Annotated in this window: 17 protein-coding genes; 13 read left to right on the top strand and 4 right to left on the bottom strand. The window is 59.0% G+C overall.

What is annotated here, in order from left to right; translation table 11 throughout:
* Positions 1-122 precede the first annotated feature (122 nt).
* The 4 genes from bcoG (at position 123) to EBB79_RS05520 (ending at position 3,823) form a co-directional block, all read left to right on the top strand.
* The gene (gene bcoG, locus EBB79_RS05505; protein ID WP_127747968.1) at positions 123-1,040 is read left to right on the top strand and encodes a 3-dehydrocarnitine:acetyl-CoA trimethylamine transferase BcoG; all 918 of its coding nucleotides are present in this window, start codon (positions 123-125) and stop codon (positions 1,038-1,040) included.
* 79 nt (positions 1,041-1,119) lie between these two features.
* Entirely contained in the window at positions 1,120-1,455 is a 336-nt protein-coding gene (locus tag EBB79_RS05510) for a hypothetical protein (protein WP_127747969.1), read from the top strand.
* A gap of 140 nt (positions 1,456-1,595) precedes the next feature.
* Entirely contained in the window at positions 1,596-3,068 is a 1,473-nt protein-coding gene (locus EBB79_RS05515) for a carnitine 3-dehydrogenase (protein ID WP_127747970.1), read from the top strand.
* A complete protein-coding gene (locus EBB79_RS05520) occupies positions 3,068-3,823 on the top strand; it encodes an SDR family oxidoreductase (RefSeq protein WP_127747971.1) in 756 nt (251 codons plus the stop codon). Before EBB79_RS05515 ends, EBB79_RS05520 begins: the two co-directional genes overlap by 1 nt.
* Positions 3,824-3,891: 68 nt before the next feature.
* On the opposite strand, the gene EBB79_RS05525 is transcribed toward EBB79_RS05520, so the two are convergent.
* The gene (locus tag EBB79_RS05525; RefSeq protein ID WP_127747972.1) at positions 3,892-4,755 is read right to left on the bottom strand and encodes a helix-turn-helix domain-containing protein; all 864 of its coding nucleotides are present in this window, start codon (positions 4,753-4,755) and stop codon (positions 3,892-3,894) included.
* Positions 4,756-4,859: 104 nt separating this feature from the next.
* Here EBB79_RS05525 and EBB79_RS05530 point away from each other — a divergent pair, with 104 nt between their 5' ends.
* The 3 genes from EBB79_RS05530 to EBB79_RS05540 are packed head-to-tail and all read left to right on the top strand — an operon-like array spanning position 4,860 to position 6,881.
* Positions 4,860-5,066: a DUF2061 domain-containing protein gene (locus tag EBB79_RS05530; protein ID WP_127747973.1), complete on the top strand. Its 207-nt coding sequence runs from the start codon at positions 4,860-4,862 to the stop codon at positions 5,064-5,066.
* On the top strand, positions 5,059-5,961 hold the full coding sequence (locus EBB79_RS05535) for a fatty acid desaturase (protein ID WP_127747974.1): 903 nt from the start codon (positions 5,059-5,061) through the stop codon (positions 5,959-5,961). The genes EBB79_RS05530 and EBB79_RS05535 overlap by 8 nt, the downstream gene beginning before the upstream one ends.
* Before the next feature lie 17 nt (positions 5,962-5,978).
* The gene (locus EBB79_RS05540; RefSeq protein WP_127747975.1) at positions 5,979-6,881 is read left to right on the top strand and encodes a DMT family transporter; all 903 of its coding nucleotides are present in this window, start codon (positions 5,979-5,981) and stop codon (positions 6,879-6,881) included.
* Positions 6,882-6,895: 14 nt separating this feature from the next.
* Here the strand turns inward: EBB79_RS05540 and EBB79_RS05545 are convergent, their stop codons facing one another.
* A complete protein-coding gene (locus tag EBB79_RS05545; RefSeq protein ID WP_127747976.1) occupies positions 6,896-7,621 on the bottom strand; it encodes an NUDIX hydrolase in 726 nt (241 codons plus the stop codon).
* 25 nt (positions 7,622-7,646) lie between these two features.
* Positions 7,647-8,051 (bottom strand): DUF983 domain-containing protein, encoded by a 405-nt coding sequence (locus tag EBB79_RS05550; protein ID WP_127747977.1) that lies wholly within the window; start codon positions 8,049-8,051, stop codon positions 7,647-7,649.
* A gap of 229 nt (positions 8,052-8,280) precedes the next feature.
* On the opposite strand from EBB79_RS05550, the gene EBB79_RS05555 reads away from it, so the two are divergent.
* The 4 genes from EBB79_RS05555 (at position 8,281) to EBB79_RS05570 (ending at position 10,258) form a co-directional block, all read left to right on the top strand.
* Entirely contained in the window at positions 8,281-8,772 is a 492-nt protein-coding gene (locus tag EBB79_RS05555) for an EF-hand domain-containing protein (protein ID WP_127747978.1), read from the top strand.
* Between the two features lie 64 nt (positions 8,773-8,836).
* Complete coding sequence (locus EBB79_RS05560; RefSeq protein WP_127747979.1) at positions 8,837-9,421, top strand: RNA polymerase sigma factor; 585 nt, start codon at positions 8,837-8,839, stop codon at positions 9,419-9,421.
* Positions 9,414-9,791, top strand: coding sequence for a hypothetical protein (locus EBB79_RS05565; protein WP_127747980.1), 378 nt, complete (start codon positions 9,414-9,416; stop codon positions 9,789-9,791). Before EBB79_RS05560 ends, EBB79_RS05565 begins: the two co-directional genes overlap by 8 nt.
* Positions 9,788-10,258, top strand: a complete 471-nt coding sequence (locus EBB79_RS05570) for a periplasmic heavy metal sensor (RefSeq protein WP_127747981.1) — start codon at positions 9,788-9,790, stop codon at positions 10,256-10,258. The genes EBB79_RS05565 and EBB79_RS05570 overlap by 4 nt, the downstream gene beginning before the upstream one ends.
* Positions 10,259-10,368: 110 nt before the next feature.
* On the opposite strand, the gene EBB79_RS05575 is transcribed toward EBB79_RS05570, so the two are convergent.
* Positions 10,369-11,778 carry a diguanylate cyclase gene (locus EBB79_RS05575; RefSeq protein ID WP_127747982.1) on the bottom strand — a complete coding sequence of 470 codons (1,410 nt, stop codon included), beginning with the start codon at positions 11,776-11,778 and terminating at the stop codon, positions 10,369-10,371.
* 94 nt (positions 11,779-11,872) lie between these two features.
* Here EBB79_RS05575 and EBB79_RS05580 point away from each other — a divergent pair, with 94 nt between their 5' ends.
* Positions 11,873-12,157 (top strand): DUF3572 domain-containing protein, encoded by a 285-nt coding sequence (locus EBB79_RS05580; RefSeq protein ID WP_127747983.1) that lies wholly within the window; start codon positions 11,873-11,875, stop codon positions 12,155-12,157.
* Between the two features lie 39 nt (positions 12,158-12,196).
* The gene (locus EBB79_RS05585) at positions 12,197-12,886 is read left to right on the top strand and encodes an HAD family hydrolase (RefSeq protein WP_127747984.1); all 690 of its coding nucleotides are present in this window, start codon (positions 12,197-12,199) and stop codon (positions 12,884-12,886) included.
* Positions 12,887-12,929: the final 43 nt, after the last annotated feature.

Consider the following 12,929-nt stretch of genomic DNA (forward strand, 5'->3'; position numbering starts at 1 on the left):
CGCATATTGTAAAGTTTGGACCTCAAGGCTGGGCCACAGTGAGGATCAACGCAAACAAGAAACTGGGGAAGAGCCTGGGGATAACTCTAGGTAAAACCCTGTACATTGTGGGGAAAAGCAAAATGCCTCTGAATATGAACAAAGACGTCTTTATCACCTGTGCCGTGACCGGCTCGGGCGGCAGCCAGGATCGCAGCCCACATGTGCCGCGCTCACCAGCGCAGATCGCCGAAAGCGCCATTGCGGCGGCCAAGGCTGGCGCGGCGGTGGTACATTGCCATGTGCGCGACCCTGAGACAGGCGTGCCAAGCCGCGACCTGGGTCTGTACCGCGAAGTCACCGACCGTATCCGCGACTCGGACGTGGACATGGTGTTGAACCTGACCGCTGGCATGGGTGGCGATATGATGTTCGGCGACGTGGAAAACCCACTGCCAGTCAGCACTGCAGGCACCGATATGATCGGTGCCTCGGCGCGGGTGGCGCATGTGGCCGAGTGCCTGCCCGAGATCTGCACACTGGATTGCGGCACGATGAATTTCGCCGAGGCCGATTATGTGATGACCAATACACCGGGCATGCTGCGCGCCATGGGTCAGATGATGACGGATCTGGGTGTGAAGCCCGAGATCGAAGCCTTTGACACCGGCCACCTTTGGTTTGCCAAGGAGTTGGTGAAAGAGGGCGTTCTGGACGGTCCGGCACTTGTGCAGCTGTGCATGGGGGTGCCCTGGGGCGCGCCAAACGATCTGAACACCTTCATGGCGATGGTCAACAATGTACCGGATGACTGGACTTGGTCGGCGTTCTCGCTGGGCCGTGACCAGATGGCCTATGTGGCGGCCGCTGTGCTGGGCGGCGGCAATGTGCGCGTGGGCCTTGAGGACAATCTGTGGCTGGGCAAGGGCGAGTTGGCCCAGAACTGGCAGCTGGTCGAGCGCGCGGGCACCATCATTGAGAATATGGGTGCGCGGGTGATTGGCCCGGCTGCGGTGCGTGAGAAGCTGGGTCTGGTCAAGCGGGCGCCGGTGGCGAAGTAAGTTGGGTGTGAGGGCGTGTGCCGTCAAAGATCGATCCCTTTAGGGTTGCAGGTAAGGAACGAGAGGATATAGTATATGTATGATTTTCTTTTCGTTTTTTACCGCATCCATTTTTTCACTGACTGCATTTCTTCAATCCGAAGCAGCATGGTGGAAGGGGCCGCTTTCGGCTCTGGCCTTGTTCGCATTGGGGCTCGCGATCGGCGTAGGATTGCAAGAGGAAGCGTTGAAAAATACGATTCTGCCTCCAGTAATTGGGTTGGCAACGGCGGCGTGGACTTGTGCGATCTTAATCGGATTGGGTTCAGTGACTGCGTTGGCTCTGCGCGATTTTTGGGCGCCAGGCCGGATCGCGGGCACTGCGTTTGTCGGTGGCTGGATCCTGATCTCTGGGCTGCAATTCGTGTTTGGGTAATCCGGCGCACTGAACAAGCCCCACATTCTGACAAGTTAAACGTTGAAATGTCATTCGGAAGATTGGCGTAGCAGTTGCGTTTGCTTTGGGGGCAGGCGCGTCCCGTGACTGGTGCGGGCATATAGAAAATAGGAAACAATATGACAACAGCAGCAATCATTGGTGGCGGAGTTATCGGCGGCGGCTGGGCCGCTCGGTTCCTGCTGAACGGCTGGGACGTGCGGGTGTTTGATCCGGACCCTGAGGCTGAACGCAAAATCGGCGAGGTATTGGACAATGCGCGGCGCAGTCTGCCGGGGTTGGGCAATGTTGCGCTGCCACCCGAGGGCGCGTTGACATTCCATGCGACAATTGCCGAGGCCGTTGAAGGCGCGGCATGGGTGCAGGAAAGCGTGCCCGAACGGCTGGACCTGAAACAGAAAGTCTATGGTGAGCTGCAACAGCACTGCGGCGCGGATGCGGTGATTGGATCCTCGACCAGCGGGTTCAAACCATCCGAGCTGCAAGACGGTCGTGGCAATGCCAGCCAGATCGTGGTGGCGCATCCTTTTAACCCAGTCTACCTGCTGCCGCTGATCGAATTGGTCGGCACCGAGGCAAACCCGGCAGACGTGATTGCGCGCGCCAAGGAGATCATCAGCGGCATTGGCATGTATCCGCTGCATGTTCGCAAGGAAATCGATGCCCATATCGCGGATCGGTTCCTAGAGGCGGTTTGGCGCGAGGCGCTGTGGCTGGTCAAAGACGGCATTGCCTCGACCGAGGAAATTGACAACGCAATCCGCTATGGCTTTGGTATTCGCTGGGCGCAGATGGGGCTGTTTGAAACCTATCGTGTGGCTGGCGGCGAGGCCGGCATGAAGCATTTCATGGCGCAGTTTGGCCCCTGCCTGACGGCGCCCTGGACCAAGCTGATGGATGTGCCCGAGTTCACGGATGAACTGGTGGACCTGATCGCCGATCAGTCGGATGAGCAGTCGGGGATGCATTCTATCCGCGAGCTGGAGCGTATTCGCGACGACAATCTGGTGGGCATGATGCGGGCGATGTCGGCCAATGACTGGGGGGCCGGTGCGTTGCAGAATGCGCAGGACAAGGCCCGCGAAGGTGAGGCCGGATTGCTGAGCCATGTGGACCAGATGGTGGATTTGGCCCAGCCAGTGCTGACGTTGAACCGTACGGTGCCGCTGGACTGGACCGATTATAACGGCCACATGACCGAAAGCCGCTATTTGGATGCCTTTGCCAATGCGACGGATCGGTTGATGATCATGATCGGCTGCGACGCCGAGTATATTGCCTCGGGTGGCAGCTATTTCACCGCCGAGACCCATATTCGTCATATTGACGAGGTGCATGCGGGCCATGCCATCCAGGTCAAAACTCAGGTGATCATGGGCGCGGGCAAGAAGATGCATCTGTGGCACGAGATGTTTGAAGGCGACCGGTTGCTGGCTACAGGCGAGCATATGCTGTTGCATGTGGATCTGGCGACCCGGCGCTCTGCGCCACCAGCCCCTCATGTTGAGGCCGCGCTGGTGAAACTGGCCGAAGCTCATGCCGCACTGGCCGCGCCAGCTGGTTTAGGCCGTGCGATCGGGGCACCACGGTAATGGCGCGGGTTCTGATCACCGCGGGTGCGTCCGGAATTGGCCGCGCCATGGGCGAGGGATTTGCGGCGGCCGGATATGAAGTCTGGGTCACCGATGTAAACGCGGCCGGACTGGATGATTTGCCTTCGGACTGGATCACGCACCGTGCCAATGCTGCCAGCGAAGAGGATATGCAGGCGGTCTTCGCAGCGATCACGGCCGCAGGTGGTTTGGATGTGCTCTGTGCCAATGCAGGTGTCGCCGGGCCCACCGCCAAAGTCGAGGATGTGGCCCTGGCGGATTGGCAGGCCTGCGTGAGCGTCAATCTTGAGGGCGCGTTTCTGGCGGCGAAATATGCGGCGCCACTGATGAAAGCGGCAGGGACGGGTTCCATTGTGGTGACCTCGTCCACTGCCGGTCAATTTGGCTATCCCAACCGGGCGCCCTATTCAGCGGCGAAATGGGCGGTGATCGGGTTGACCAAAACCCTGGCAATGGAGCTGGGGCCGCATGGTATCCGGGCCAATGTCATCTGTCCCGGTGCGGTCGAAGGGCCCCGCATTGAGGGCGTGTTGGAGCGCGAAGCAGCGGCCAAGGGGATGACCCGGGATGAGGTCTATGACGGCTATGCCTCGGGCACCTCGATGGGGCGGTTTGTTGAAGCCAGTGATATCGCCAATATGGCGGTGTTTTTGTCATCGGATGCAGCCCGTCTGGTGTCAGGTCAGGTGATCGCGGTGGATGGTCACACCGAGAACCCGGACCCAAAGGTCTAGTGCACCGGTGGCTCATGTCACTGCCGTGACATGAGCCTGAACGCCGCCTTGCCAGGCGCCGTGCGGGATCACCCGCCGATGGTTGCCCTGAGCGCGCGCAGATGGCCAGGCATTTGTCTGGCCGTCAAATCGGCCTCGCGGATCAGGGTGTCAAAGTGCTGGGTAAAGATCTCAACCCGGTCACTGTCGCGAAAGGCCATGTAGTGGGACCCCGCATAAAATACGCAGAGCAGAGGCCCAAAGATGGTCAAAGGGGCTGAATACAGCCGTTTGGCGTCAAACAGATAGATGCGCAGGCGGGGATAGAGCTGGGTGCAGAGACGTTCAAAATTGTTGAGCTGCTCAAGCCGGATTTCCAGCGGCAGATCCTGATAATAGCCGGTGCCATGGGCAAAGCTGTGCAACTCGTAAATTGGCAAAGCGATTTCATAGTCCGACTGGGATTGCCGCATCCAGGCCAATCGGTCCTCGGAGGCGCCAATCGCCTGACCGGCGGTCTTTCCCAGGTGCGGGGTATATTCCCATTCCAGCAGAGCCCGGGTTTTCAACATGTCGGGCAGTGTGGCGGGCACGTGCCGGACCTTGTAACCTGCCGCCTCGCGGTGCCAGTTGTAAATATGCTCGTCCACCAGGGCGCGGGGCGCTTTGGACAGGGACAAGGCCCCCGCCAGCAGTTCGGCAGCGCTTTCGGGGCGATCCGACAGGCTGAGCAACCAATCCGCCGAAACCCCCAGCGCCGAGGCGCAGGCCCCGACCACATGGGCATTGGGCAGCCGGGCACCATCGCCGGTCAGCAGCTGCGAAATGGTGGAGCGGTCGACGCCGATCTGTCGCGCCAGCGCGCTTTGGCTAAGACCGCTGTCCCGCAGGCCCCGGTTCAAACGGAGGCGGAAGTGCTCGGCACGGGCGCGTTTGTCGATTTTTGTGTTCATGTGCTGATATATATCACAGTTGTTGAGTTATGTTAATCATTTACGGAATTCTGCACAGCGCTCTGCCGCAGTACACCTGAGACATCACATACTCAGGAGGTAGAATGGAAACGCGGACACGCTCGCTGGTTAAGGCGGTCATTTGGAATATCATCGGTCTGGCGGCGATGACTCTGGTCGGATTTCTGGCCACCGGATCAGCCTCACTGGGTGGTGTGATCGCACTGATCAATACGGTGATCGGCTTCACCATGTACTTACTGTACGAGAGGGTCTGGTCGCGTATCCGTTGGGGGCGCAGACATGTCTGAACCCCTACCCAAAGGCCCGGAATGGGGCACGTTTTCACTGATTTTGGCGTGTTATGGGCTGTGGTTTGCGGCCCTGTTGCTGCTGCCTGAGATCAGCCTGACCGTGACGGTCTTGGTCAGCGCCATTCTGATTGCCTTCCACTCCTCCCTGACCCATGAGGCACTGCATGGGCATCCCTTTCGGCTGCGCTGGCTGAATGAAGCGCTGATGGCGCCACAGCTGAACATGGCGATCCCATACAACAGGTTTCGCGACACCCATCTGGCGCATCACCGTGATGAGAACTTGACCGATCCCTACGACGATCCGGAAAGCAACTTTCTGGACCCGGCGCGGTGGCAGAAGATGTCGGTGTGGAAGCGGCGGCTCTACCGGGTCAATAACACGCTGTTGGGGCGCATCCTGTTGGGGCCATTGATCGGTCAAATCGGCTTTCTGGCCGGAGACTTGCGGGCTGCCGCACGGGGCGACCGGGCGGTGATCTGGGGCTGGATCCTGCATCTGCCGGGGCTGGCGCTGGTGCTCTGGGTGGTCAGTCTGACGGCAATGCCATTGTGGGCCTATGCGATTACTGCCTATCTGGGGCTGGGGCTGGTCAAGATCCGCACGTTTCTGGAGCACCGGGCCCATGATCAGATATGCGCCCGCACTGCGGTGGTCGAAGACCGTGGTCTGCTGGCCTTTCTGTTTCTCAACAACAATCTACACGTGGTGCACCATATGCATCCCGGCGTACCCTGGCATGCCCTGCCAAGACTATACCGGGACCGCCAGTCCGAGTTTAAGACTGCCAATGGAGACTATACCTATAGCTGCTATGGTCAGGTGTTTCGTCGCTATTTCCTGCGCGGCAAGGATCCGGTGCCGCATCCGCTCTGGCATCCGGGTGAGTAAGTCGCCATAACGCCCGCATGAGTTTATGGATACCAGTCGCGATTGCGGCAGCTACATTTCAGACCGTGCGGTTCATGCTGCAAAAGGTGCTGGCCAGTGTCACCCTGTCCGCAGCCGGAGCGACGTTTTCGCGTTTTGCCTATTCGGCGCCGTTTATTCTAACTGGGCTGGCGGCATATCTTTGGGTCTCGGGGCGGCCACTTCCGGCGCTGACACCAGGGTTCTGGCTGTTTTCGGCCATTGGCGGGCTGTCGCAGATTCTGGCAACGATCTGCGTGGTGGCGCTGTTCAAACAACGCAACTTCGCCGTTGGCATCACGTTCAAGAAAACCGAAGTCATTCAGACCGCCCTTGTGGGCTTGCTGGTGTTGGGCGACCAGATCAGCACCTGGGGCTGGGTGGCAATAGCCCTGGGGCTATGCGCGGTGCTGGTACTGTCCAAAACACCGGGAAGCAGCGGGCCCTGGTGGCAGCATTTGACCAACCGGGCAGCACAGCTTGGGCTGGGGTCCGGAGTGCTGTTTGCCTTTTCCGCGGTCAGCTATCGGGGGGCGTCGTTGCAACTGGGCGATCTGGAGCCGGCCTTTCGCGCTGCGATCACGCTGGCGGTGGTTGTCAGCCTGCAAACCCTGATGATGCTGATCTGGTTGGGGTGGCGCGACAAGGGCGAGATCGCCCGTGTCTGGGCCGCACGCAGGATGGCGATCTGGGTTGGCCTGACCAGCATGGGCGGCTCGTTCTGCTGGTTCTGGGCTTTTTCGATGCAGAATGCCGCCTATGTCAAGGCACTGGGGCAGGTTGAATTGATCCTGTCCATTCTGGCAACGGTACTGTTCTTCAAGGAAAAAATAACCAAGCGAGAGGTGCTCGGAATGGCACTTCTGGTGTTGTCCATTCTGGCGCTGGTCTTGGCATTTTAAGTCACGATGCTGGCTTAACCAGCGGCTGGCATCTCTTTGCCGTAGAGACGCAGGAACAGACTGGCCTCGTCGGTATTGCGGAAATAGGGCACCGAAGCAGGCGGCGCCAGATCCGTGACACGGGCGGCAACTTCGGCCAGTACCACCTCAGTTATGAACGGCAGGTCAAACTGGCGGGCCTGGGAGAGTTTGATCCATTGCAAATGAGACAGCTCGTCCGAGGCGTGGGAAAAATCATCGAGGTCTGTGGCGATCTTTTCCGCGTCAACGAGGAAAAAACGCGCGTCAAAACGGCGGGGCCGACCCGGTGGGGTTAGGGCACGAAAGACATATTGCAGCCCACTGGCAGAGGGCAGGTAGCCTGCGGAGGCGAAGGCTTGCCAATCGGCGGGGACGGGGCCTGGCCAGCTGCCTTGGTCACCGAGAACCAAACCCGTTTCCTCCCACAGCTCGCGAATCGCAGCGACGGTCAGTGCGGTTTGCAACCCGTCCGGGGCCTGATCGGCAAGCCGGGTATGGCAGGTGCCGGAAATCGAAGAGGACAGCGATACCGCCGCATCTGTGGCATCGACGGCCCCACCGGGAAAGACAAACTTGTTGGGCATAAACGCGGCCTTGGCTCCGCGCTGGCCCATCAAAATAGAGGGATCAGCACCCATCCGGTCGCGCACCACAATCACTGTTGCGGCATTGCGCACGGCGGTCTTGTCAACGCCCGGATTACCTTGGTTTGCAGTCATAAAGCCCTCGCTGTGTGATGGGTCATTATGAGTCCTGTTCAAACCCATACATTCGTTTTGCCCATTGGTAGGCAATAACAACCCCTTTTAGTCTGGGCAGAAGGTACAGTGACAGGCCGACGCAGCCAATCGTAAATATTGTGAACAAGACCATGGGTTCAGGGCGCCAGGTGATAAAGACAATATGGATCAGTGGCGCCAGCAGGTGCCCCACTATCAAAATGGTCAAATAGGCCGGGCCATCGTCGGCGCGGGCCGGTGACAGGTCCAGATCACAACTGTCGCAGCGTGCATTGACCTTGAGATAGGAATGCAGAACCGCACCTTTACCGCAGCAGGGGCACTTGCGGCGCCAGCCTTTTACCATGGCTGGCAAAGTCGGGCGATCGTTTACGATATCTGAGGCTGGCAGTGTCTGAGTCTCGGTCATGACAAATCCTATATGTTTGACCCATCTTTGCGCTCTTCTTGGCGCAACCGAAAGGGGGTGCGCAAGTGTTGCGATGTAATGTCGCGAGTTCCGTTGCGATGTCGGCGGTTTTTTACCGTGCTTAAACTTTCTGCAATTTTTTTGCCGAATGGGCGACGGAAACCCGGTGATGGGCCGTTTGACTTGCATGATCGGCGGCACAGGGTCGCCACTAACGAAGGAAATTGAAATGAAAAAAGCAGCTTTCATCGCGGTTATCGTAGGTACAGCCAGCCTTATTGCGACAGGTGCAGTCCTGGCTAAGGGCGGACCGGGTGGCCAGGGTATGCGCCCATCCTTCGAGGAACTTGACGCAGACGGTAACGGCGAGATCACTCAGGCAGAAATGGACGCAATGAAAGCCGCCCGGTTTGCCAAGGTCGACACCAATGGTGATGGTCAACTGTCGCTTGAGGAACTGACGGCACGGGGTGTCCAGAAGGCCGCCACACATGCGGAAAAAATGTTGGAACGCCGGGACGCCAATGGCGATGGTGTGCTGAGCGCGGATGAGCTGTCAAAGCCGCATCGTTCCGGGAAAATGTTTGACCGGTTTGATGCTGACGGAAGCGGCACCATTTCGCAGGAAGAGTTCGAAGAAGCTAGCAATCAAATGCATCAGCGCGGTAAGGGTAAGCATCGCCCCGGGCATCAGTCCGAGGCTGAAACGGAGCAAAACTGATTAGTCTGACGTGTATTATAACTCAGATATATCCAAGCGGCGGCCCCCGGTTACGGGGCCGCTGATGATGGGCGAGCCGGATTCCAACCTGAGCGACGACGCCCTGTTGGTGCTTTATGCCAACGGGGACGGGCGTGCGGTACAGGAGTTGACAATGCGGCTGAGCCCGCGGTGTTTTGGCGTGGCCATGCGCGTCTTGGGAAATCGGGCCGAGGCCGAGGATGTCACCCAAGAGGCCATGATGCGCCTGTGGCGTATGGCGCCCAACTGGCAGCCGGGGCAGGCACAATTGTCCACTTGGCTATACCGGGTCGCAATGAACCTGTGTATTGATCTGAAGCGACGCCAGCGTGGCGGATATGTTGACCTGGACGCGGTGCCTGAACCGGCAGACACCAGCCGCAGTGCCGCTGAGCAGATGCAGGATGGCGCGCGCCAGGATGCGCTGCAGGTGGCCTTGATGCAATTGCCTGAACGGCAGCGACAGGCTGTGGTTCTGCGCCACATAGAAGAATTAACAAACCCGGAAATTTCTGGGATTATGGATATCAGCGTTGAGGCAGTCGAAAGTCTGACCGCGCGGGGAAAACGGGCGCTGGCGGCTATTCTGGCCGGGCGCCGCGAGGAGTTGGGGTATAGTGATGGCTGATACGGACAAAGCAATGCAAGAGCTTGATGATCTGTTTGCTGCAGCACGGGATACCCCCGCGCCACTGCCGGCCCATCTGGCCAAAGCCATTATGAGTGATGCGCTGATTGCGCGTGCCGAGACCCAGACGCCAGCGCCTGTGGCGAAAACGCGACTGCGGGCCGGGATCTGGCAGCAGTTGATGGTTGCAATTGGTGGCCTGCCTGCGGTGGGTGGATTGGCTGCGGCCTGTGCTGTTGGGGTCTGGATCGGTTTGGCTCCGCCGTCGTTCCTGCCTGATCCTGCGCAACTGGTCGGATATACCGAGAGCACCTCGGTGCCCTATGAGAGTTTTAACCTGGCCACCGTGCTGGGTGAGGAGGTGCAATGAGCATAGAAAAACCAGCGAAGATGAAGCTGTGGTTGCGGATCGTTCTTGCGGGCTCGCTGGCCTTGAATTTGGCCGTCGCCGGCCTGGCCGTTGGCGCTGCAATCCGGTTTCGAGACGAGCCGCGCTTGCGGTCCGGTCCGAGTTTTGGTGCAATGATGTTTCGGGAATTGGATCACGGTACGCGACGCTCTCTGCGGCAAAAAGCCGGAGGGCATCATGGGAATTTTCACGACCGGCAACGGGCTGAAAGTGAAGCCGTGTTGAGCCTGCTGCGGGCTGATCCGTTTGATCCGGAAGCCTTGGTCCATTTTATAGAAGAACAGGCAGCAACCGGTTTCGATTTTAAGACAGCCGTGCGAAATGCTTGGTTGAACAAGGTCAAAACCATGAGTGCCGAGGAACGGGCCGCCTACGCGGACAAGTTGCAGGACAGAATGAGCAAACCGCCCAGGCCGCCGCGGAAATGATGGCATTTTCGGGCGCGGTTGGGGGGGTGTTCTGCAGAGCCTATACCGTCCCGATAAACCGATAGTACTCTCTGAATGCGCCCTGTGCGGGTGACGTGTTCAGCTACGGCCTAGGCGGCAACCGAGCTGAGAGTGACCTGATTGCGGCCTGCGTCTTTTGCACCATAGAGTGCGCGGTCGGCATCGGCGATCAGGTCGGTCACACTGGGTTGAGATCTGCGGACAGGGCCCGCGCAGGGATTGCCGCCACCGATGGCCAGGCCAATGCTGGTGGTGACGTGGATGGGTTCTTTGATACCCGGCACCTGAAACGGAGTGGCGTTGATCTGGCGGCACAGCTGTTCGGCGACTTCACTGGCCTGCGCGGCACCAAGTCCCGGCATGACAATCATGAATTCCTCGCCTCCGACCCGGGCGAGAAGGTCAACTGGGCGCAGTTGTTTCAGCAGCCGGTTCGAGGTTTCGACCAGTACTGCGTCGCCTGCGGGATGGCCGTAGCGGTCATTGACCTGCTTGAAATGATCCAGATCGATCAGCATCAGAGCGAAATGTTCATCACAGTCAACGGCATTCCGGGCCACGCGGTCCAGGAATGGTCTGGCATAGCGACGATTGTAAAGGCCGGTCATCGGATCCTCGACCGAGGCGCGCAACCCGTTGCGAACTGTGGCGCGCAACCGGTCAGCGCGGGCCTTGTGTTGCAGTTGCGTCGACAGGCGCAGGGCCAGTTCATGCACGTTAAAGCCCGAGTGCAAAACGTCGTGGGCACCGCGATCCAGTGCTTCGGCGGCGACATGGGCATCAGCCGGGCTGGGGATGGCGATCACAACCGAGTTGCGGGTGGCTGCGCGGGCCCGCAGATCGGCCAACAGGCGCAGCCCGGGGCCAACGGCGGTCTCGTTCAATTCAACCACAATGACATCAGGAACCGGGTCGGTCATCAACAGTTGGATGTCGCCAATCTGGTGTGGATGCAGATGATAGGGCACCAGGGACTGTAACCGGGCGGTCCATTGTGCTGCGGTAGGGGAGTCATGTGCCACCAGGGCAACCTTGGAGTTGCGGATTTCTGCCAGGCATTCACCGATGGACAGCGGCTGTTCAAAAGCCTGTGCAGCCTCATGCTGCAGGTTCAGATCATCATGACTGTTGCGGGTGCGGATCAGGCTGCGAATGCGGGCCTGCAGGATCACATCGTCCAACGGCTGGTGTAACACGTCGGAAATGCCTGCAGACAGGGCCTCCATCCGGCTGGCATTGTCGTTTTGGGCTGAAATCGCAACCACCGGAACGTTGGCAAGTGTCGGATCATTGGCCAAAGCAGTACGCACGTCCATGGCACAGCCATCGGACAGTGTCATTGCCGTTAACACCAGATCCGGGCAACAGCGTTGCGCCACGGAAAGCGCACTGGCAACACTGTCCGTCTGCACCACGCGGTAATAGGCCGCCGACAGTTGCACCTTTAGCATAATGCGGTTGGTGGCTACACCGTCTATGATCAGGATAGTGCCTTGCACGTGGTTCCCTTTCGACCCTTGCAATTCGACTTAGCCAGAGTCTTTATGACTTGGGTTAACAAACCCTTTCCCGCTCCCGTAAAAGTGTAATTAAATGCAAAACACCTCTCTCTCCGCCGAAACTTTAGCGCTGCAAGCCCTGGCTTGGTTGGTGGGGAACGAGGAATTGTTGCCTGTCTTTCTAGGGGCTTCTGGCGCCAGCGAGTCGGATCTAAGGGCGCGGGCAGCAGATCCGGAATTTCTCGGCTCGGTTCTGGACTTTTTGATGATGGACGATAGCTGGGTGATCAGTTTTTGTGATGCGCAGGGTTTGGCCTATGAGTCCCCAATGCAGGCCCGGATGTCGCTGCCGGGTGGTGCACAGGTAAACTGGACCTGATAGACGGACCCTAACTGCCGTGACCAATAAGGATTCCCCATGCCCGTAGATGCGCTTTTGTTCGACAAAGACGGAACCCTGTTCGATTTTTCAGCCACCTGGAATGGTTGGACCGAGACCCTGATCCGTGAGCTGGCGCAGGGACAAGATGATGTCGCACAGGCGCTGGCCAAGGTGTTGGGTTACGATCTGGAGACCACGTCCTTTCATCCTGACAGCATCGCGATTGCCTGTGCCAATGCGGAAATCGCCGCAGCCGTTGCCCCGCTTATCGATCACTTGGATCAGGCCGCGATTGAACAGCATCTGTCGGTGAGTGCGGCTGGTGCCAACCTGGCCGAGGCGGTGCCACTGGGGGCGTTCCTTGACGATCTGTTGGCGCGCGGCAAAGTGTTGGGGGTGATGACCAACGACGCCGAATTTTCGGCCCGCAGTCAGTTGGAACGCGCAGGCGTGCTGGATCGTTTTGCCTTTGTCGCAGGCTATGACAGCGGCCATGGCGCCAAGCCGGATCCGGATCCACTGCTGGCGTTTTGCAAGGCCGTCGGCATTGATCCGGCCCGTACCGCAATGGTGGGCGACAGCCGCCATGACCTGGAAGCGGGCAATGCGGCCGGCATGCGCCGGATTGGCGTGCTGACCGGACTGGCAAAACGGGATGATTTGGCCCCGCTGGCGGATGTTGTTCTGCCGGATATTGGTCACATCCCGGCCTGGCTCGACACCTGAAAAAGCGCAAACTGGGCACATCTGTACAGCGTGTCTGGGCACA

It is taken from the genome of Parasedimentitalea marina, assembly GCF_004006175.1.
In the GTDB taxonomy this organism is placed as follows: domain Bacteria; phylum Pseudomonadota; class Alphaproteobacteria; order Rhodobacterales; family Rhodobacteraceae; genus Parasedimentitalea; species Parasedimentitalea marina.

What these genes read in the sequence shown, in the direction of transcription:
- bcoG (WP_127747968.1), top strand. Translation starts at nt 123, where the DNA reads ATGCCTCTGAATATGAACAAAGACGTCTTTATCACCTGTGCCGTGACC.
- EBB79_RS05510 (WP_127747969.1), top strand. Translation starts at nt 1,120, where the DNA reads ATGATTTTCTTTTCGTTTTTTACCGCATCCATTTTTTCACTGACTGCA.
- EBB79_RS05515 (WP_127747970.1), top strand. Translation starts at nt 1,596, where the DNA reads ATGACAACAGCAGCAATCATTGGTGGCGGAGTTATCGGCGGCGGCTGG.
- EBB79_RS05520 (WP_127747971.1), top strand. Translation starts at nt 3,068, where the DNA reads ATGGCGCGGGTTCTGATCACCGCGGGTGCGTCCGGAATTGGCCGCGCC.
- EBB79_RS05525 (WP_127747972.1), bottom strand. Translation starts at nt 4,755, where the DNA reads ATGAACACAAAAATCGACAAACGCGCCCGTGCCGAGCACTTCCGCCTC.
- EBB79_RS05530 (WP_127747973.1), top strand. Translation starts at nt 4,860, where the DNA reads ATGGAAACGCGGACACGCTCGCTGGTTAAGGCGGTCATTTGGAATATC.
- EBB79_RS05535 (WP_127747974.1), top strand. Translation starts at nt 5,059, where the DNA reads ATGTCTGAACCCCTACCCAAAGGCCCGGAATGGGGCACGTTTTCACTG.
- EBB79_RS05540 (WP_127747975.1), top strand. Translation starts at nt 5,979, where the DNA reads ATGAGTTTATGGATACCAGTCGCGATTGCGGCAGCTACATTTCAGACC.
- EBB79_RS05545 (WP_127747976.1), bottom strand. Translation starts at nt 7,621, where the DNA reads ATGACTGCAAACCAAGGTAATCCGGGCGTTGACAAGACCGCCGTGCGC.
- EBB79_RS05550 (WP_127747977.1), bottom strand. Translation starts at nt 8,051, where the DNA reads ATGACCGAGACTCAGACACTGCCAGCCTCAGATATCGTAAACGATCGC.
- EBB79_RS05555 (WP_127747978.1), top strand. Translation starts at nt 8,281, where the DNA reads ATGAAAAAAGCAGCTTTCATCGCGGTTATCGTAGGTACAGCCAGCCTT.
- EBB79_RS05560 (WP_127747979.1), top strand. Translation starts at nt 8,837, where the DNA reads ATGATGGGCGAGCCGGATTCCAACCTGAGCGACGACGCCCTGTTGGTG.
- EBB79_RS05565 (WP_127747980.1), top strand. Translation starts at nt 9,414, where the DNA reads ATGGCTGATACGGACAAAGCAATGCAAGAGCTTGATGATCTGTTTGCT.
- EBB79_RS05570 (WP_127747981.1), top strand. Translation starts at nt 9,788, where the DNA reads ATGAGCATAGAAAAACCAGCGAAGATGAAGCTGTGGTTGCGGATCGTT.
- EBB79_RS05580 (WP_127747983.1), top strand. Translation starts at nt 11,873, where the DNA reads ATGCAAAACACCTCTCTCTCCGCCGAAACTTTAGCGCTGCAAGCCCTG.
- EBB79_RS05585 (WP_127747984.1), top strand. Translation starts at nt 12,197, where the DNA reads ATGCCCGTAGATGCGCTTTTGTTCGACAAAGACGGAACCCTGTTCGAT.